This window comes from Sphaerimonospora sp. CA-214678 (assembly GCF_050942215.1).
Lineage (GTDB): Bacteria > Actinomycetota > Actinomycetes > Streptosporangiales > Streptosporangiaceae > Sphaerimonospora.
On sequence record NZ_CP192056.1, the window covers coordinates 4,797,547 to 4,816,249 of the forward strand.

Consider the following 18,703-nt stretch of genomic DNA (forward strand, 5'->3'; position numbering starts at 1 on the left):
GGCCGCGTCTCTAGAGCCTGCGAAGTCCACTGAGCACCCTCTCCAGCAAAGTCACATCCGGCTTGCCCGCATCCAGCTGCGGCTGATGCACCTGCACCAACCCCTCAGCCGCCATGTCCGCGATGACCACACGCACCACACCCAGCGGAATCCGCAACAACGCGGACACCTCCGCCACCGACCGCACCTGACGGCACAGCGAGCAGATGGCCTGCCGCTCCGGGGTGAGCGTGGAAAGGTCCTGGTCGACCATGGTGATGGACGACACGAGCGCCTCCATCGCGAGCTGCATACGCGGTGCCGTGCGCCCTCCGGTCACCGCGTATGGACGCACCAGAGAACTGCTGGGCTGCGGCGGCGGCGCCGAGGACGGGGCCGGGTTCGTACCGCCGTAGTGCCGGTGGGCATCGTCCACCGGCGGATAGGGCTCGTTGGTCCAACCGCCTGCCACATGTCCTCCTGACCTCGTCATGCCAACGTCACCGGGGACGTCCGGTAGTCCGTCACCTGGGGTGAGACGCCTGAAGCTCGGCCCGCACCGCGGGCGTGAGCACCTGTCCCGCACGTTCCACCAGCAGCGTCATCTGATACGCCACCAGTCCCATATCGGAATCGGCCGCCGCGAGCACCGCCAGGCACGACCCGTCGCTGATCGACATGATCAGCAGCAGCCCGCGCTGCATCTCCACGACCGTCTGCGTCACCGCACCGCCCTCGAACACCCGGGAGGCGCCCTGCGTCAGACTGATCAAACCCGCCGCCACCGCAGCCAGCTGATCGGCCCGATCCTTGGGAAACCCATCGGAGAACGCCAGCGGCAGGCCGTCCGATGACACCACCACCGCGTGCGCCACACCGGGCACGTTGTTCACAAAATCAGTGATCAACCAGTTGACGCCGCGTGCGGCCTGGCTCATCTCCCTCATCAGTCCTCCTTCTCACTGTCCTGGGCAATCGGGTCGCCCAGCCGCGGCGCCCCGGGGTATGCCTGGTCCTCGCCGGTCTCGCCGCGCGCCACGGCGCGGCCCTGCCGTACGCCCTGCTGGAAGCTGGCGAGCCTGCTCCGCACGCGCTCGGGCGAAAGCATCGGCGGCGGTGGCGGTCCCGCCGCTGCGGCGGGCTCGGCCGGGACGGGAGCGGAGGCCGGAGTCGTGGCCGAGCCGGGGACCAGGTTGGCCTTGGGCACGCGCTTGGGAAGCCCGGAGGCGGTGACGCCGCCCAGTGTGGGCTCGGCCGCGGCCTTCGCCGCCTGCCACCCGGCGTCCGCCGGGGACGACCACAACTTGGCGGGCGGATCATCGTCGGAATCGCTCTTCTCGTCGGAGAGGTCGACCTTCTTGAACCAGTCGGACTCGACGGCGGCGAAGATCGGCAAGAACTCCTCCTCCGACTCCATGGGCGAGGTGCGGACCACCGGGAGCGGACCGGTGTGATCGATGTCACCCTCGAACGCGCCGCCTCCGGGCCATCCCGGCCACTCGCCTCCGGTGTCGGTGGTCTGGTCCTGGGAGGGTGGCGAACCGGGCCAGGAGGTGCTGCCCGGAGGAGGCAGGTGCCCCGGCCACGGCGTGTCGACGGGGGCCTCCCCGCCGATCCGTCCACGTGCGAAGGGGTTGGTGTCGAAGGGGTTGGCCTCGAACCGACCGCTCTCGGCGGGACTCACGTCGAAGTCGAACTTCGTCGTCTCGAACGGGTCCGTCGACGAGGAGATCGATTCGGATGCGTCCGGTCCGCCGGGCTCCCGCCTGACCGGTCCGCCGCCGAACGGGGCGCGCGCGAAGGGGTCGGGATCCCGTCCCACGCTCTCCCTGGGGAAGGTCTCGAACGGGCCGCGTTCGAAGGAGTCGCCGCGTGGGGCTCCCGGCCCGGCGGTGCCGACGCCCGGGGTGTTCAGGCCGGGCGCGTCGGCGCCGAACAGCGACGGCCGCGGCGCGTGCCCGAAGGAGTTCGGACCGGTCGGCTCGTCGAAGGGGTTGGAGCCGGTCGGCTCCGGGATGCCCCGTTCACCGGGCATGTTCAGCTCGCCGGTCATGCCCATGCCGCTGGAGGCACCGATCTGGGCCGGCATGCCGAAGTCGCCGGATGCCCCCGCCATGCCGGGGAACGCCGGCCCCGGCTGGGCGAGCAGCGACTCGGGCAGCAGCACCATCGCGGTCAGCCCGCCCACGTCCTGCTGGCGCAGCTGCACCCGGATGCCGTGGCGCAGGGCCAGGCGGCCGACCACGAACAGGCCCATGCGCCGGGACACCGACACGTCCACGACCGGGGGGTTGGCGAGGCGATGGTTCGTCTGCGCCACCTCATCGGGGGTCATGCCGATGCCGCGGTCGCTGACGGAGACGATGAGACCGCCGCCGTCGATGCGGTTGCTCGACACGACGACCTTGGTCTCACGCGGGGAGAACGAGATGGAGTTCTCGACCAGCTCGGCGATCAGGTGGACGACGTCGTTGACCGCCTGCCCGACGACCGCGGCGCCGGGCTGCACCCGCACGTCGACCCGTTCGTACCCCTCGACCTCGGAGAGCGAGGCGCGGACCACGTCGACGATCGACACCGGCTGACCCCAGCGGCGGGCGGGCTCCTGGCCGGCGAGGACCAGGAGGTTCTCACTGTTGCGCCGCATGCGGGTGGCCAGGTGGTCGAGCTTGAACATGTCGCCGAGCCGCCGCTCGTCCTGCTCGCTCTGCTCCAGGCCGTCGATCAGGGAAAGCTGCCGCTCCACCAGGGTCTGCGTGCGCCGCGACAGGTTCACGAACATCGCGTTGACGTTGCTGCGCAGCCGCGCCTCGTCGCCCGCCAGCCGTACGGCCTCGCGGTGCACCTCGTCGAAGGCCCGCGCCACCTCGCCGATCTCGTCGCGGGCGACCACCCCGATGGGGGCGATGTGCGGGGTCTCACTGGTGTCGCCGGCCTCCCGGAGCCGCTGGACGACACCGGGCAGACGGTGACCGGCGATCTCGAGCGCCTCACTGCGCAGCCGGCGCAGCGGCCGCACCAGCGACTGGGCGACACCGGTGGTGATGGCGAGCACGGCGATCAGCAGGAGCGCCACCGCGCCGGCCACGATCAGGGCGCGCTGCCGCTCGTCGTCCTTGAGCTGCTGGCTCCTGGCGACGATCGACGAATTCAGCTTGGCCTCGACCGTGCGCACCCGGTTGATCGGCTGGGTCATCGCGTCGAACCATCTGCGGTTGTCGTCGCGGACCGCGCGGTCGAGACCGTTGAGCGGGAAGCCGGCGTTGGCCCGATCGAGCACCAGCGTACGGAGGAGCTCGGCGTCGTCGACCTGGTCGCCGGTGACGGTCGAGTCGTAGTCGCTGCGCTCCTCACGGGAAGCGCTCTTGCGGAACTCCCGCAGTTCGCGCTCCTGAGCGGACATGGCACCGAGGAAGTCCTGCAGCTGCGCCTGCTCGAACCGCCTGGCCGGAAGCACCGTCGTGAGCAGACCGCGCTGCACCGAGGCGCTCTCCTTGGCCCTGGCGAGGGCGGCCAGGGTGACCGACATCGCGGTGAGCCGGTCGTCCTGAGCGTTCTTGGCCAGCTCGTCCTGCAGGGAGAGGAGGTTCTCGATGACGAGTGAGTACTGTTCGAGCACCGCGCTCGGCAGCAGGGTGCCCTCCACCGCCTGCTTGCGCAGCGGCTCCAGACTGTCCAGTTTGGCGAGGATGTGCTCGACCTCGTCGCCGGCGCGTTCGCCGACCTTCGACCGTGCGTCGGTCGCCAGCCTGCGGACGTCGGCGAGCGCCGTGTCCGCCAGCTTGATCTGGGCGTTCACCGCCGAGACGGCCTTCGCCGGCCTGCCAATGGCCGCGTTCCAAGCCGCCCGGTCCCGCTCGGCCTGCAGCTCGTGGGTGAGCCCCGCGACGCTCTCCACGAGCCGTGCCAGGTCGTTCACCCGCTGGTATCCCGCCGCCGTGTCGAGGGAGCTGACCACACGGAGACCGCCGAGCACCAGGGCAGCCAGGGTCGGGATGAGGATCAGCGCCACCAATCGGGACCGTACTCGCCAGTTGCGCAGGAGGAACCGGCTTCCCTCATCTGGCCCCTGCTCGGCCGGAACCCCGGCCCCTGGGCTCTCGTCGGTCCGGTGGTCTTGTTTCCTCACAGGCTTAGCAACCTCTCGCCGTATGTGCGCGCAGGGGGAGTGTCTCTCGACGAGTGCGCAGTCGTGACAGTTGGGAACGTCCTGCAGGCGAGGGTAATTGCAGCACACCGACACCAGGGAGGCCAACCGAACACCCGTACACAAACAGCCTAACTGGGCACGTATATGACCTTAGATGGCTAAATATCGGACAGGCTTGATTACCAAATAGTGCCTCGACGGCCAGTGTCCGGTTCGTACGGTTCATCCGGACCTGGCCACATACAGGATCATGTTCGTTTCTCGTGACCGCGGCCGGGCCGCGTCAGTAGGTACGGCCGTAGGCCGACCGTACGGTCAGCACGTACTCCACCAGGCTGATGAGGGTCGACTTCACCGCATCCCGGGAGCGCGCGTCCGTACGGACGATCGGCACATGCGGAGGTAGCGACAGTGCCTCCCTCACCTCCTCCTCCGAGTGGAGGTACTGGCCGTCCCAGCCGTTCAGCGCGACGAGGAAGGGCAGCTGGGCCTCCTCGAAGTAGTCGATGGCGGGGAAGCAGTCGGCCAGCCGCCTGCTGTCCACCAGCACCACCGCGCCGATCGCGCCACGGACGAGATCGTCCCACATGAACCAGAAGCGATGCTGACCCGGCGTCCCGAACAGATACAGGATCAGATCCTGATCGAGCGAGAGCCGGCCGAAGTCCATCGCGACCGTGGTCGTCGTCTTGTTCGGCGTGAGGCCCAGGTCGTCGATGCCGGCGCTGGCGTCGGTCATCACGGCCTCGGTGGTGAGGGGGAGGATCTCGGAGACGGCGCCTACAAAGGTCGTCTTCCCGACGCCGAACCCACCCGCAACGACGATTTTCGTCGAGGTCAGCCCACGACTAGAGCCTGCGTAGTCCACTGAGCACCCTTTCGAGCAGGTTGAGGTCTGGCTGCCCCTGGTCGAGCTGTGGCATGTGCAGGCGCACCAGACCCTCGTCGGCCATGTCGGCGATGAGCACGCGGGCCACGCCGAGGGGGACCCGGAGCAGCGCCGAGACCTCCGCGACCGATCGTACGGAACGACATAAAATCATGATCGATTCCTGCTCGGGGGTGAGCAGGGAATAATCATTGCCCTTCAAGGTCACCGATGATACGAGGGTTTCCATCGCCATGTGGTAACGCGGCTCTGATCGTCCACCGGTGACCGCGTAAGGACGGAACAGAGGCTCGTCCTCCGCCCCGTCACCCAAGCGCATGTCCGTCTCCCTCCACCGTCATCGACGAGAGGTCTGGAGTTCGGCACGCAGCGCCGGGGTGAGCACCTGACCGGCCCGCTCGACCAGCAGGGTCATCTGGTAGGCCACCAGGCCCATGTCACACTCGGGCGAGGCCAGCACGGACAGGCACGACCCATCGCTGATCGCCATGACGAGCAGCAGACCGCGCTGCATCTCGACGACCGTCTGGGTCACCTGCCCGCCCTCGAACACCCTCGCCGCGCCCGCTGTGAGGCTGAGCAGGCCGGCGGCGACGGCGGCGAGCTGGTCGGCCCGGTCGTGCGGAAAACCGTCCGACTGGGCCAGCCGCAGACCGTCCGACGACACCACGACGGCGTGCGCCACCCCCGGCGTCGAGTTGACGAACTCGGTGATCAGCCAGTCGAACCTGCGTACCTCCACGCTCAGCTCAGTCACGAGCCCTCCTCCTCGTTGCCGGTCTCACCGGCGAATCCGTCGGCCACTTCGGCCCGGCCCCGCCGTACTCCCTGTTGGAAGCTGGACAGGCGGCTGCGCACCGCCTCGGCCGACACCGCGGGACGCGGGGCGGGCGGCGTGCTCGCCGTGCCCACCGAGCCGGGAACCAGGTTGGCCCTGGGCGTCCGCTTCGGCAACCCGGCGGCCGTGACGCCGCCGAGCTGGGGGTCCCGTGCGCTGTCCGCCGCCTGGAAGCCGCTGTCGGCCCGCGACCACCATCCACCCGCCGGCCGCTCGTGCTCCGAACCGGCGGGTCCTGAGGTCGGCGGGATCGCCTGCGGGCGCTGTGCTGCGGACGCAGGCGGCGGCTCGCGCCGGGGCACGGGCGGATTCGCCGAGGTGGCCGGAGCGGCCTCGCCCGGCTCCGGACGCCGGAACCAGGCGGACTCGACCGACGCGAAGATCGGCAGGAACTCGTCCCCGCGCTCCAGCGGGGTGTCGCCGACCGCCGGGAGCGGTCCGGTGGCGGAGGCTGGCCCCTCGATCGGGAAGACGCCCGAGTGCTCGGTGAAGGCCGGGGTGCCCCGGTAGGGCGGGGCGCCGAAGGAGTCGGCGTGCCCGCCCGCGTACGGCTCCGGCGGCGGAACCGGGAACGGCTCGGGCGGCGTCGCGTACGGCTCGGCCTGCGGTGGCGTGAACGGGGTGCCGAAGGGCGGAGTCGTGGTGATGTCCCGCGTCGGCGCGCCGAACGGCGCGAACGTCCCGCCGTCGCCTCCTGCCGCGGCGTCCGCCGTCTGGAAGGGCCTGCGGCCGGTGTCTGCACCGCCGAGGCCGCCGCCCGCCGCGTGATTGCCGCCGAGGCCGCCTCCGGTCGCGTGGTTGCCGCCGAGGCCGCCTCCGGTCGCGTGGTTGCCGCCGCTGCCGCCTCCGGTCGCCTCCCACGGCTGGAACGCGTTGCCGCCCGGGGCCGGATCGCCGAACGGCTGCCGTACGGGCAGGCCCGCGCTGGTCCGCTGATCTCCCCTGGCCGGGCCGCCCCCCATCCGGCCGCCTGCGCCCTGGCCCGCTCCGATCTGGTTCGCTCCGATCTGGCCCGCTCCGATCTGGCCGCCCAGGGTCTGCCCCCCTGCGGTCTGCCCGCCCGGGGCCGTCACCGGAGGCTGCGGCTGGTCGGCGTCCGAGATGAGCTGCGCGGGGAAGAGCACCATCGCGATGACCCCGTTGCCGTCACCACGCCGGAGCTGGACGCGGATGCCGTGCCGGAGCGCGAGACGCCCCACCACGAACAGTCCCATCCGCCGGGCGACGGAGACGTCCACCGTCGGCGGTTCCGCCAGACGCCGGTTGATCTCGCCGATCTCCTCCAGCGACATGCCGATCCCGGCGTCGCTGACGCCGAGCATGACCGCGCCTCCCTCCACCGGGCTGCTCGACACGACGACCCTGGTGTCGCGCGGGGAGAAGGCGATGGCGTTCTCCACGAGCTCGGCGACCAGGTGGATCACGTCGTTGGCGGCGTGGCCGGCGATGGCGATGCGGCGGGGCACCTTGACCGTGACGCGCTCGTAGTCCTCGACCTCCGACAGCGAGGCACGGACCACGTCGACCAGGCGGGCGGGCCGGCTTCGCTTACGCGGCGGCTCGTGCCCGGCGAGGACCAGGAGGTTCTCACTGTTGCGGCGCATGCGGGTGGCCAGGTGGTCGAGCTTGAAGAGGTCGGCCAGCCGCCGGCCGTCCTCCTCGCCGCGCTCCAGACCGTCGATCAGCGAGATCTGCCGCTCCACGAGCGTCTGCGTCCGGCGGGACAAGTTCACGAACATCGCGTTGACGTTGGCGCGCAGACGGGACTCCTCGGCGGCCAGGCGCAGCGCCTGCGTGTGGACCTCGTCGAAGGCCCGCGCGACCTCGCCGATCTCGTCGTCGCCGTCCACGTCGATCGGCCGTACCGCGGGCTCGTGGTCGTGCTCGTCCGTCTCCCGCATCCGCCGCACCACATCGGGCAGCCGCCGCCCGGCCACGTCGAGCGCCTCGGCGCGCAACCGCCGCAGCGGGCGCACCATCGAGCGCGCGATCAACGCGGTCGTGACGACGACCAGGACGAGGAGGGCCAGGATCAGGATCGCGGAGGTCACCACGTTGCGCTGCTCGCTGGACTGCAGTTGCTTGGCCCGGTCGAGCACGGTGGACGAGACCGTCTTCTCCACCGCGGTCATCTGCGCGATCGCCTTGGTGCTGTTCTGGAACCAGCTCTGGAGCATCCTGTCCCGGCCCGGGTACCCGCTCATGGACTGGCCTTTCAGTCCCAGCGTCAGCGCCCACGACTTCGTCAGCTCGATGCTGACGATGTCCTTGTCGCCGAGAAGGGTCACCAACCGGCTGCTCTCCGCCGGCGGAGCCTCCTTGTAGAAGGTGGCGAGGTACCCCTGTTCGCGTGCCTGGGAGGCGAGCATGGCCTCGAGTTCAGCGGCGGTGAAGGACTGCCTGCGCTCCTGGAACTCGTCGATCAGCATCGACCGCTGGAGGGCCACCTCCTCCTTCGCGTGGGCGAGCGCGTTCAGCGCGCGTACGTTGCCGGTCGCCACGACGGCGTCGGTGCTGCTGATCTCGTCCTGCAGCCGGAGCAGGTTGGCGATCAGGGCGGAGTAGTCCTCCGGCGCCCCGTTCTCGCGGATGCCGGGAAGGCTCAGGAGCCGGCTGCCCACCTGCTGCGCCTGATCGGTGGCACGCGCCCCGAAATCGGCGTCGACGATCTCCCTGAGATCCGCCTTCACCTGGGTGACCAGCGGGTCGACCACCGCCCGCTGCTGCGCCCGGGTCAGCTCGGTCTCTCCGTCCACGTTGAACTTGCGCCGGGCGGGACCGCCCCAGACGTCCATGTCCCGTTCCAGCGCCAGCTGCTCGGCCAGGTCGCGCAGGTGTACGGAATACTCGGCGGCCGACCTGGCCAGCCGGTAACCGCCGAGATCGTCGATCGACTGGGCCACGCGCAGCCCCGAGACCAGCACGGCGACGAGGGTCGGAGCCAGGATCAGGGCCGCGAGCCGGGTGGGCACCCGCCAGTTGCGCAGCACCAGGCGGCGCCGCCACCCCTGCTTATCGGTCTTCGGTTGCTCCATGCTCATCGGCCCCGCCACCTTTTCGGCCTGTCTTCACGCGTTCTGACAGCATGAGCGACATAGCTATATAAGCGGGACAATTCGACCACAAGGTCACGTGGACGGGTGACCTTACCCTGGTTGCGCCACGCAATCGTTACGAACAGGTGAGATGATCTTCGCCCGATCCGGCCTCACGCGATCGACAGCGGCCTCCGAGAATTCGGAAGCCGCTGTGGCCCGTCTATGCCCGTCTGCCGACAAACCCCCGTGAATCTCCACACAAGAGACAATTGCCGCTTTACTGCGCACCGAGTCTCTCGGGAGGGGCTCCACACGTCAAGCCCCCCGGCGTCCGGGTCCGGCCGGCTACGGCACGTGCGGCCGGCCCGGCGACATCACCGAGACCGCCGAGACCGCCGGGACCGCCGCCCTCGGCGACCTGGACGGAGACGTCCCCGAGCCGCGGCCGAGGTCGTATCCGCTCTCGGCGTGGGTCGCGCGGTCGAGGCCGGTCACCTCGTCCTGCGCGGTCACCCGGAAGCCCATGGTCCTGTCGATGACCTTTCCGATGATCCACGCCATGCCGAAGGAGTAGAGCCCGACGGCCACAGGGCCGATCGCCTGCACGGCGAGCTGCGAGATCGGCCCCCCGTAGATCAGCCCCTGGTTCTGTCCGGGCGCGAACGGATAGTGGGCGACGAGGCCGAGGGCGACGGCGCCGATCGCACCGCCCACGAGATGCACGCCGACGACGTCAAGCGAGTCGTCGTAGCCGAACCTGCGCTTCAACCCGACGGCGCAGGCACAGGCCGTACCGGCGACGGCCCCGAGCACACCGGCCGCCCAGGGGTCGACGAAACCGCAGGCGGGGGTGATCGCGACCAGGCCCGCCACGGCGCCGGACGCGATGCCGAGGGAGGTCGAGTGCCCGTCGCGCAGCTTCTCCACGATGATCCAGGCACCGGCGGCGGTGGCCGCCGCGATCTGCGTGTTGATGAACGCCAGACCGGCCGTGCCGTCGACGGCCAGTTCCGAGCCCGCGTTGAAGCCGAACCAGCCGAACCAGAGAAGACCGGCGCCGAGCAGCACCATGGGCAGGTTGTGCGGGCGCATCGGATCCTGCGGCCAGCCGACCCGCCTGCCCAGCACCAGCGCGAGCGCGAGTCCGGCGGCTCCGGCGTTCACGTGGACGACCGTGCCGCCGGCGAAGTCCTCGATGCCCAGACCGGCGAGCCAGCCGCCGCCCCACACCCAGTGGGCGACGGGGAAGTAGACCAGCGTCGCCCAGACGATCGCGAAGACGACCCAGGCGCCGAACCGCGCCCGGTCGGCGATGGCACCGCTGATCAGGGCGACCGTGATGATCGCGAACGTGAGCTGGAAGGCCGAGAACACCAGGCTCGGCATACCGGTTCCGTCATCGCCGGTGGCGGCGCCCACAAGGCTCTGCAGTCCGAACGCGTCGGCGCCCCCGACGAACCCGTTGACGAGGCCATCGGCCTCGCCGAACGTGTCGAACGCCATCGAATGTCCGTACAGGGTCCAGATGACGGTCACCGCGACCATGCTGACGAACGACATCATCATCATGTTCAGGGCGCTCTTCGCTCTGGTCATGCCCCCGTAGAAGAACGCGAGGCCGGGAGTCATCAACAACACGAATGCGGTGGCCGTGATCATCCAGGCGGTGTTGCCGGTATCGATCTTCACCGACGCGGCCCTCCTTTCCACTGAGTCGATCACAGCGTGCAATTCCGCTGTTTCAGATCACGACCTCAAGTGTTTCGCCCGCGTGAAGCCATTGCACGGCACGTTTCCGGGAAATTTCGGCCACCTCACCGCGTACCGGAATTCACGGGCGCGCGGTCTCCGGCCGGCGGGTTCTCCCTCGGCCGACCGGCGCGCCGACGTGCGGAAACGCGGCCGAGCCGCGGCAAGACACGCTGGGGCATACTGAGACGCGCTGAGACGCGCTGAGACGCGAAAACGCGCACCCTGTTCGGATGCGCGTTCCCAAAAGCTCTCGCCGGAGGTTCCGTACCGCGTCGCTCAGGCGGCCGCCGCCATCTTGCGCAGACGCGAGAGCGCGTCGCGCTCCAGCCGGCGGGCGCGGTCACGGCCGATGCCGTAACGCTCCCCTACCTCGGTCAAGGTGTGCTCCCGGCCGTCGACGAGGCCGTAACGCCAGCGCAACATCTCGCTGACCTGACCTTCGAGCCCGGTCAGCCAGTCTTCCAGGCGTTCCTTGTCGAGCGTGGCCATCGCCTGCTCCTCCGGGTCGGCCCAGGTGTCGTCCGCGAGCATGTCGCCGAGCTCGGTCTCGTCCTCGTCTCCGACTCCGAGCTGCAGCGACACCGGGTCGCTGGCCCAGCGGCGCAGTTCCTTCACCCGCTCGATAGGCAGTTCGAGCACCTCGGCCAGCTCGGCGTCGGTCGGCTCGACGTCGAACTCGGCCAGCATGTCCCTGCGGACCCGCATCAGCCGGGTCATCTGCTCCCCCGCGTGCGTCGGCAGCCGTACCGGCCGGGCCTGCTCGTGAATCGAACGGCCGACCGCCTGCCTGATCCACCATGTGGCGTAGGTGGAGAACTTGTACCCCCGCCGATAGTCGAACTTCTCCACCGCGCGGACCAGGCCGAGGTTGCCCTCCTGGACCAGATCGATCAGCGGCATGCCCCGCCCGGAGTATTTCCTCGCCACCGCCACCACGAGCCTCAGGTTCGCCTGGATGAACTCGTCCTTGGCGCGGCGGCCCGAGATCGCTATGCGCTCCAGCTCCTCGTCGGTCGCATCCGCGATCTTCGGCTCGATCCGGCCGCTGTCGAGCAGCTGTTCGGCGAAGAGCCCGGCCTCGATGCGCTTGGCGAGCTCCACCTCCTGCTCAGCGGTCAGCAGGGGGACCCGCCCGATCTCGATCAGGTAGGTCCCGAGCAGGTCCCGATCCTGCCGGTCCTGCGTCCGATTCCCCGTCGCCATTCGCTGGCACCTCTTCCACCGCGCGGCCATGTGCACTGTGCGGATCCGGATCCCCGGTCCCTGACCCGACCAACGAATTCTCCGTGGCAAAGATTCCGTAATTTAATACGTCCGGGGAATGGTTTTCGATTCCTCCCCAAGGAGGATGCGCTCCCCGGAGAATCCCCGACTACCCTGGCGGCGGCGGTCCAAACGAGGCCGGTCAGCGCGTGGGACCTGCGGCCGGCCGTACGGTGATCTCGGTGACGTGGGCGTCCGGTGTGGCCGTGACGGCGGCGAGCACGGCCCTCGCCACCGACTCCGGGTGCAGGTAACGGTCCGGCTGGTACGGGCCGCCCTCCTGGGCCCGCACGTCCCGCTGCATGTCGGTGTCCACCCGGCCGGGGTAGATCGTGGTGACCCGTACGCCGTTGGGGTGCTCCTCGTCGCGCAGCACATCGGCGAAGGCGCGCAGCGCGAACTTGCTCGCCGCGTAGGAGCCCCAGTTGGCGTTGGCCCGCTGCCCTGATCCGGAGTTGACGAGCACCACATGGCCGTGCGCCGCCCGCAGGGCGGGCAGCAGCAGCCGGGTCAGCTCGGCCACCGCCACGACATTGATCTCAAGGGTTCTCCGCCACACCTCCGCCGGCATGTCGGCGAGCCGGCCGAGCCGGGCGATCCCCGCACTGTGGACGAGCAGGTCGAGCTCATCGATCCCCGCGACGTCCGCCGGGGTGAGCTCGGCCAGTTCCACCGTCCAGGGACGGGCACCCGGCAGTTCGGCGCAGAGCCGGTCGAGCGCGGCGCGGTCCCGGCCACCGAGCAGCAGGTCGTGTGTGGGGGCGAGGGCTCGGGCGACCGCTGCGCCCACCCCCCGCGAGGCACCGGTGATCAAAGCCATGGACCGTCTCATGATCCTCACTCTAGGTCTCGCCGCGCCGCCCCGCCGACCAGGAGAGCGGTCAGGAGAGCCGATCGGGAGAACGGCGGGGCGCCCGGTGTGAACACCGGAGCGCCCCGCCTCAGACCACGGTCCGGGCGCGCCCGCACGCGCGCCCCGCCGCGATATGAAGGAGAGGTAACGCACCTCAGAACTTCCCGATCCTCGGTCGGGACAAGCTGTGGATCGGTGTAAGCCCTGCTCACGGCGCCCCCACGGGGAGGTCAGCACGCCGTGCGCCCCGCATCCCGAGTGACCCGGCCCGCCTCGGGAGGCTCAGTCGATCTCGGGGATGTCCAGGTCGAACTCGGCGTCGCCGTCATCGACCCGGCGAAGCTTGATGTCCTCCACCCAGGCGTAGACGAACCGCCGGACCTCGGCGATCCGCTCCTCGTCGAGGCCGTAGTCTCCGAACGCCTCGTCCGCCAGGAGGTCGACGGTCTCCAGCCGTTCGATCAGGTGCTCCGTACGCCAGTCGTCGTCATGGCGGGCGCCCAGCCGTTCGAGCGAGCGGAAGCCGTACAGGTCGGAGACCGAGGCCACATCGGCGAAGTCCCGCGGCAGGCCGCGGTCGTGGAGCGCCCTGACCTTGAGGCCGACCACGTCGTCGAGGCCCACGACGGGGCACGGCTCGACGGCGGCGTGCCGGTCTCGCAGGACCTCGCCGAGCAGCGTGACCTCGCACGTCTGGCCGGTGATCACGTCGGTGGCGACGACACGTCCCGTCCGCCGGCCGCTCTCCCCCACCTCGGCGGCCAGACCGGTCGCGCGGAAGGCGGCGGCCATCGCTTCGGCGATCTCTGCGGGCGGCGTCTCGTCCCCGGTCGCGAACGTCAGGTCGTCGACCGGGCGGTCCGTACGGCCGTGCGCGCGCAGCGCGTAACCGCCGGCGAGCAGCAGGCCGTACCGGTCGAGGACGGCGCGGGCGTCCTCGACGAGGCGGAGATGGAAGGGGGGAAGTTCGACCCTGGTCACCAGGCCGCCTTTCCGGAAATGCACGTGGTCATCGCTTCGGCACGTCAGCACTCGATCGCGGCGAATCGGCTCGACGTCACGGCCGGGAGCCGGTCCCCGCCCGGAAAAGGCTATCCGGGCAGATCGTAGAGCAGGCGGATATGCCAGGCGGTGTCGAGGATGTCGTACCACGTCAGGCACAGCCTGGCCTCGGCCTCCTCGGTGTGGGCCTCGGCAGCCAGCAGACGGTCGCCGGTCAGGTGGGCCGCCTCCCGTTTCAACTCGGCGGCCATCTTCTGGAACATGAAATGCTCGCGAGACTCCATTCCGCCGCCTTCCGCCTAGAGCAACTGTTCCTCCCAGAAATACCCCTATATGCCGTCAAAATTCGTACGGCGGGCGATCGCCGCCTGTTCCGATGCTGCGGGCTCACCCGGCCGCGGCGCTCCCGGGCCTCTTACGAGACCGGGTGGGCGGCGATGGCGAGGGTCAGCGCGTAGTCCCCGGCGGGATCGGTGTACCGGCGGGCGACCGCGAACCCGGCTCGCGTGAGCTCGGCGGCCAGGCCCTCCTCCCGGAACTTGGCGCTGATCTCCGTACGGATGTCCTCGCCCGCCCGGACGACGACGGTGAGACCGAGCGCGCGGATCGCGATCCGCATGGTGCGGGTGGCACGCAGACGCATCTCGATCCACTCGTTGTCCTCGTCGTAGAGGACGACGTGGTCGAAGGCCTCCGGCCGGAAGTCGGCGGCCAGCTCCCGGTTGAGCACGCGCAGGACGTTGCGGTTGAAATCGGCGGTCACACCGAGGGCGTCGTCGTAGGCCGCGACCAACCGGCCGACGTCCTTCACCAGGTCGGTGCCGAGAAGCAGCGTTTCCCCCGGCCGCAGCGTGGCGCGCAGCTCCTTCAGGAACACCTCCCTGGCCGCGGGCGGCAGATTTCCGATCGTGCCGCCGAGGAAGGCCACCATCCGGCGGCCCGGCCTGGGCAGCAGCGCCAGGTGGCGTTCGAAGTCGGCACGGACGGGCCGCAGGTCGAGCTGGGGATAGCGGACGGCGAGCCGGGCCGCTGCCGCCTCCAGCGTGACCACGTCGACGTCGACCGGCAGGTAAGCGAGCAGCGTCCCCTCCGAGGTGAGCGCGTCGAGCAGCAGCACCGTCTTCTCGCTGGTGCCGGATCCCAGCTCGACGAGCGTGTCGGCCCGGCTCAGCGCGGCGATGTCGCGGACGTGCCGGCGCAGGATGTCCAGCTCCCGCCGGGTCGGGTAGTACTCGGGGAGACGGGTGATCGCCGAGAACAGCTCGCCGCCCGCCTCGTCGTAGAACCACTTCGGCGGAAGCCACTTGGGCGTGGCCGTGAGCCCGATGCGGACGTCGTGCTCCAGCGCCTGCCGCAGATAGTCCTCGTCCAGATGGTCGATCATCACGGCCATGAGTCGCTCCTCGTCGAACGGTTCTCGATCCAACGGGTCTCAGCGGGACGGTCTCCGGCCGATCGGGGCGATCAGCACGCCGTCGGGGGACGCCGACAGGAGGCTGCGGTCGGGCACCGGACGCCATCCCGGGCGGTCGTCCAGCGGCTCGCTGGCCACGAGCACCCCCTCGCCGACGTGGACGTACAGGCTGTCCCCCCACGCGACGGCGGCCACCTCGGCGCCGCCGCAGGCGAGCAGGTTGAGCCGGGCCCCCGGATCGGCGGCGGCGGCCCGCTCGACGACGACGGTCAGTGCCTCGGCGATCGAGGCCCCGGCCCGCAGCCCGGTGAACACGAGGGCGGCGAGCCACGCCGAGTCGCACACGCTCTCGGGCTCGCACCGGCACTCAGGTTCGTACGAGCTCTCAGAGTCGTACGGGTTCTCGGGGTCGCGCGGGTTCTCGGGGGTGCCCAGGCAGGCGAGGTCGGCCGCCAGCCGTCTGACGCCGTCCCGCCCGACCCGCCCGTTGTGGCTCAGCAGCCACCGCCCGTCCGCGAACGGCGCCGTGGCCGTCTCCTCGACGGGCATGCCCACCGTGGCGCACCGCACGGCGGCGATGAGACAGGTCGACCGCGCCGTCGCGGCCAGGCCGGGCAGGTTGGCGTCGGACCAGATGGGGACGGCACGGCGGTAACGCACCGGCTCGCGACGTGCCAGGTCGTACCAGCCCATGCCGAAACCGTCGGCGTTGACCGTGCCGTACCGCTGCATCCGCGGTGCGTACGCCTGCTTGAGCAGGCCGTTCTCCGGCTCGGAGATCAGCCACGAGAGCGGCCGGGCCGGGCCGAACCACGCCACATGACGGCACACCTCGGTCCTCCGGTCAGTCTTCCGAGCGGGCGCAGCGGAAACCGGCGAAGATCTGCCGGCGGATCGGGTAGTCCCAGTTCCGGAACGTCGTCCTGACCGCCGTGGGATGCGTGGCCCAGGATCCGCCGCGCAGCACCCGGTAGCTCTCCCCGAAGAACACCTCGCTGTACTCGGGATACGGAAAGCTCCGATAACCGGGATAGGGCAGGAACCAGGAGTCGGTCCACTCCCAGACGTCGCCGATGAGCTGCTCGACGCCGTACGGCCCTGCCCCCCGGGGGAAGGCCCCGACGGGCGCGGGACGGGCGGCCCGGTTGCCGAGGTTGGCCTGCTCGGCGTCCGGCGGCAGGTCGCCCCACGGGTAGGCGTGCCCGCCGCACGCCTTCTCCCACTCGGCCTCGGTCGGCAGCCGTCTGCCCGCCCAGCGCGCGTACGCGTCGGCCTCGTACCAGGAGACGTGCTGCACGGGCTCGTCCTCCGGCACGGGCTCCGTCCTGCCGAAGCGCGTGCGCACCCAGGCGTCGCCGTCCCGCGTCCAGAACAGCGGCGCGCGCACCCCGGAGCGGCAGACCCATTTCCATCCCCTGGGGTCCCACCAGCGAGGCTCGTCGTACCCGCCGTCGGCGATGAACGCCGCGAAGGCGGCGTTGCTCACCGGGTGGCGGTCGATCCAGTAGTCCGGCAGGTGCCGGCGATGGGCGGCCCGCTCGTTGTCGTACGCCCAGGGCGAGGCATGGCCGGCGCCCATCGTGAAGATCCCCGCCGGAATGTGGATCTCCTCGGCGACCGGACCGCCGGGCCGGTCGGCGTACGGGCCGGTGGGCAGCTCGCCGTCCGGCACCAGTCCGGGCCGCCCGGACAGCTGCAGCGTCGCGAGCATGGTCTCGGCATGCTGGTGCTCGTGCTGCGCCACCAGCCCGAAGACGTACCCTCCGGCGCGCAGCGGGTCGGGACCGCCGGGGCGCATGGCGCCGGGGTCCATCTCGCCGAGCACGTCGAACACCCGGCCGCGCACACCGCGGATGTAGCGCCTCACCTCGTCCGGCGAGAGGAGCGGCAGGGACGGCCGGTCCCTGCGCGGCTGCTTGAACGCGTCGTAGATGTCGTCGATCTCCGGTCGCAGCGGGGCGATCCCGCCCACCGCGCGCAGCACCCACAGCTCCTCGTAGGCTCCGACGTGGGCGAGGTCCCACACCAGGGGCGACATCAGCGGCGAGTGCTGCCGGACGAGCAGGTCGTCGTCAGCGTCGGTGTACGTCAGCGAGCGCGCGCGCACCGTCGCCAGCTCGGCCACGATCCGTTCTTTCAGCCTGTCCGGATCGTTCCATGAGTACGGATCGTCCGCTCCGCTCTTGCCGTGGAGATCGTTGAGCTCGGTCATACGATCATCTCCTCGATCAGGTCGACGGCCGGGGATCGTCCCGATTCGATGTGCTTGGCGGTGAACGCGCCGACCCGGGCGACCAGCTCCGGCTCCGCCCCCGACCGGGGCAGAGCCTCGGCCGCCGCCCGGAAACACGTGGCGGCCGCCCGGCGCAGATCCGGATCGGCCAGCCCCAGGCGGGCCGCCTCGGTCCATCGGCCGTCCACCCGCGCCGCCGCCTCCATCGCGGTCTCGGCCGCCCGATCGTCGGCGATCAGGGCGTGGACGACGGCCGCAGCCACCGCCCAGTCGTCGGCCCCCTGGGCGTCGAGGTAGCGGATCTCCAGCCAGCCGCGTGGCCGTACCGGCGGGAAGAGAGTGGTGGCGTGATAGGCCAGGTCCTCCTCCTCCGGCGGCCGGCCCGCCACCCGGGCGAAGTCGCGGAACGCCGAGCCGTCGAGGACCGGGCGCAGGCCGCCCTCCGCACATCTGATCATCATCAGGCGGGCGTCGAGGAGGTAGCGCGCCCAGTCGGCGGCCGGGTCGCCGCCCTGCCCTGGCGGCGCGACCGGCGCGGTCCTGCTGGGATCGAGGGCGCCCCAGACGGCCTGCCGCGCCGACATCCATCCTCCGGCCGGCGAGTTGGCGAAGGCCGCCACCAGCACGGGGCCGAGCCGGTGCGCGCGGGTCCAGCGCGCGACGGGATCGGCGCCCATGTCGATGTTGAGCTGGATGGACGCGGTCGAGCACATCATGGTGAGGCCGTACGGCACGCCGAGGAAGGCCGCCATGGCCTCATAACGCGGCTCGCGCAGCTGCCGTACCGGCGGGCGCCGCGGGTCGAGCCCCGTCCCGCCGAGCGACAGCCCGGCCTCACCGAGCGCGTGCCGTACGGCTCGGACGTCGGCGGCGAGGCGCGCGACGGCGACGGGCAGCGGGCCCGGCGGCCCGGAGAGTTCGAGCTGCCCGCCGGGTTCGAACGTGACGCGGCTCCCGCCGGGCAGCGGCGGGAGCGCATCGCGGATCCGGGACACGGGCACCTGCTCCGCGGGGTGGACGGCGTCGTAGACCAGGAACTCCAGCTCGACGCCCAGCCGGTCCGCACCGCTCCCGTGAAAGCACTCACGGGCGTACGCCTGAACATCGGTCATCCGCCCTCCATCGGCGCCAGCGCAGGCCCTGCCGATGTGAATTCCTGCCCGGAATATCCACATTCAACCCATATGGGCACGAATGGGTCTATTGATCGATAATTAGGACAAATGGCGTGATCGTGGCGTGATCGTGTCCGTCAAGGCCGGGCTCGTACGCCCCGGCGTCCCGCCCCGCCG

At 70.6% G+C, this 18,703-nt stretch carries 16 protein-coding genes; all 16 read right to left on the reverse strand.

What is annotated here, in order from left to right; translation table 11 throughout:
• Positions 1-10 precede the first annotated feature (10 nt).
• Positions 11-451 carry a DUF742 domain-containing protein gene (locus ACQP1K_RS21505; RefSeq protein ID WP_433497503.1) on the reverse strand — a complete coding sequence of 147 codons (441 nt, stop codon included), beginning with the start codon at positions 449-451 and terminating at the stop codon, positions 11-13.
• A 52-nt stretch (positions 452-503) separates the two neighbouring features.
• Positions 504-926: a roadblock/LC7 domain-containing protein gene (locus ACQP1K_RS21510; RefSeq protein WP_433497504.1), complete on the reverse strand. Its 423-nt coding sequence runs from the start codon at positions 924-926 to the stop codon at positions 504-506.
• Complete coding sequence (locus ACQP1K_RS21515) at positions 926-3,991, reverse strand: nitrate- and nitrite sensing domain-containing protein (protein WP_433497505.1); 3,066 nt, start codon at positions 3,989-3,991, stop codon at positions 926-928. The genes ACQP1K_RS21510 and ACQP1K_RS21515 overlap by 1 nt, the downstream gene beginning before the upstream one ends.
• A 421-nt stretch (positions 3,992-4,412) precedes the next feature.
• Entirely contained in the window at positions 4,413-4,970 is a 558-nt protein-coding gene (locus ACQP1K_RS21520) for a GTP-binding protein (RefSeq protein WP_055479739.1), read from the reverse strand.
• A gap of 7 nt (positions 4,971-4,977) precedes the next feature.
• Positions 4,978-5,337 (reverse strand): DUF742 domain-containing protein, encoded by a 360-nt coding sequence (locus ACQP1K_RS21525; RefSeq protein WP_433497506.1) that lies wholly within the window; start codon positions 5,335-5,337, stop codon positions 4,978-4,980.
• Positions 5,338-5,355: 18 nt separating this feature from the next.
• The gene (locus tag ACQP1K_RS21530; RefSeq protein ID WP_433497507.1) at positions 5,356-5,775 is read right to left on the reverse strand and encodes a roadblock/LC7 domain-containing protein; all 420 of its coding nucleotides are present in this window, start codon (positions 5,773-5,775) and stop codon (positions 5,356-5,358) included.
• Positions 5,772-8,897 (reverse strand): nitrate- and nitrite sensing domain-containing protein, encoded by a 3,126-nt coding sequence (locus ACQP1K_RS21535; protein WP_433497508.1) that lies wholly within the window; start codon positions 8,895-8,897, stop codon positions 5,772-5,774. Before ACQP1K_RS21535 ends, ACQP1K_RS21530 begins: the two co-directional genes overlap by 4 nt.
• A gap of 342 nt (positions 8,898-9,239) precedes the next feature.
• Entirely contained in the window at positions 9,240-10,583 is a 1,344-nt protein-coding gene (locus ACQP1K_RS21540) for an ammonium transporter (RefSeq protein ID WP_433497509.1), read from the reverse strand.
• Between the two features lie 339 nt (positions 10,584-10,922).
• The gene (locus ACQP1K_RS21545) at positions 10,923-11,849 is read right to left on the reverse strand and encodes a sigma-70 family RNA polymerase sigma factor (protein WP_433497510.1); all 927 of its coding nucleotides are present in this window, start codon (positions 11,847-11,849) and stop codon (positions 10,923-10,925) included.
• A gap of 202 nt (positions 11,850-12,051) precedes the next feature.
• Positions 12,052-12,741: an SDR family oxidoreductase gene (locus ACQP1K_RS21550; RefSeq protein WP_433497511.1), complete on the reverse strand. Its 690-nt coding sequence runs from the start codon at positions 12,739-12,741 to the stop codon at positions 12,052-12,054.
• A gap of 303 nt (positions 12,742-13,044) precedes the next feature.
• On the reverse strand, positions 13,045-13,743 hold the full coding sequence (locus ACQP1K_RS21555; RefSeq protein WP_433497512.1) for a nucleotidyl transferase AbiEii/AbiGii toxin family protein: 699 nt from the start codon (positions 13,741-13,743) through the stop codon (positions 13,045-13,047).
• A gap of 110 nt (positions 13,744-13,853) precedes the next feature.
• Positions 13,854-14,048 carry a hypothetical protein gene (locus ACQP1K_RS21560; RefSeq protein WP_433497513.1) on the reverse strand — a complete coding sequence of 65 codons (195 nt, stop codon included), beginning with the start codon at positions 14,046-14,048 and terminating at the stop codon, positions 13,854-13,856.
• A gap of 131 nt (positions 14,049-14,179) precedes the next feature.
• Positions 14,180-15,148, reverse strand: a complete 969-nt coding sequence (egtD, locus tag ACQP1K_RS21565) for an L-histidine N(alpha)-methyltransferase (RefSeq protein WP_433501612.1) — start codon at positions 15,146-15,148, stop codon at positions 14,180-14,182.
• A gap of 48 nt (positions 15,149-15,196) precedes the next feature.
• The gene (locus tag ACQP1K_RS21570) at positions 15,197-16,009 is read right to left on the reverse strand and encodes a class II glutamine amidotransferase (RefSeq protein WP_433497514.1); all 813 of its coding nucleotides are present in this window, start codon (positions 16,007-16,009) and stop codon (positions 15,197-15,199) included.
• Between the two features lie 13 nt (positions 16,010-16,022).
• Complete coding sequence (gene egtB / locus ACQP1K_RS21575) at positions 16,023-17,390, reverse strand: ergothioneine biosynthesis protein EgtB (protein ID WP_433497515.1); 1,368 nt, start codon at positions 17,388-17,390, stop codon at positions 16,023-16,025.
• Positions 17,387-18,523: an ergothioneine biosynthesis glutamate--cysteine ligase EgtA gene (gene egtA, locus ACQP1K_RS21580; protein WP_433497516.1), complete on the reverse strand. Its 1,137-nt coding sequence runs from the start codon at positions 18,521-18,523 to the stop codon at positions 17,387-17,389. Before egtA ends, egtB begins: the two co-directional genes overlap by 4 nt.
• Positions 18,524-18,703 lie beyond the last annotated feature (180 nt).

What these genes read in the sequence shown, in the direction of transcription:
- egtA (WP_433497516.1), bottom strand. Translation starts at nt 18,523, where the DNA reads ATGACCGATGTTCAGGCGTACGCCCGTGAGTGCTTTCACGGGAGCGGT.
- ACQP1K_RS21545 (WP_433497510.1), bottom strand. Translation starts at nt 11,849, where the DNA reads ATGGCGACGGGGAATCGGACGCAGGACCGGCAGGATCGGGACCTGCTC.
- ACQP1K_RS21550 (WP_433497511.1), bottom strand. Translation starts at nt 12,741, where the DNA reads ATGAGACGGTCCATGGCTTTGATCACCGGTGCCTCGCGGGGGGTGGGC.
- ACQP1K_RS21560 (WP_433497513.1), bottom strand. Translation starts at nt 14,048, where the DNA reads ATGGAGTCTCGCGAGCATTTCATGTTCCAGAAGATGGCCGCCGAGTTG.
- ACQP1K_RS21525 (WP_433497506.1), bottom strand. Translation starts at nt 5,337, where the DNA reads ATGCGCTTGGGTGACGGGGCGGAGGACGAGCCTCTGTTCCGTCCTTAC.
- egtB (WP_433497515.1), bottom strand. Translation starts at nt 17,390, where the DNA reads ATGACCGAGCTCAACGATCTCCACGGCAAGAGCGGAGCGGACGATCCG.
- ACQP1K_RS21510 (WP_433497504.1), bottom strand. Translation starts at nt 926, where the DNA reads ATGAGGGAGATGAGCCAGGCCGCACGCGGCGTCAACTGGTTGATCACT.
- ACQP1K_RS21535 (WP_433497508.1), bottom strand. Translation starts at nt 8,897, where the DNA reads ATGAGCATGGAGCAACCGAAGACCGATAAGCAGGGGTGGCGGCGCCGC.
- egtD (WP_433501612.1), bottom strand. Translation starts at nt 15,148, where the DNA reads ATGATCGACCATCTGGACGAGGACTATCTGCGGCAGGCGCTGGAGCAC.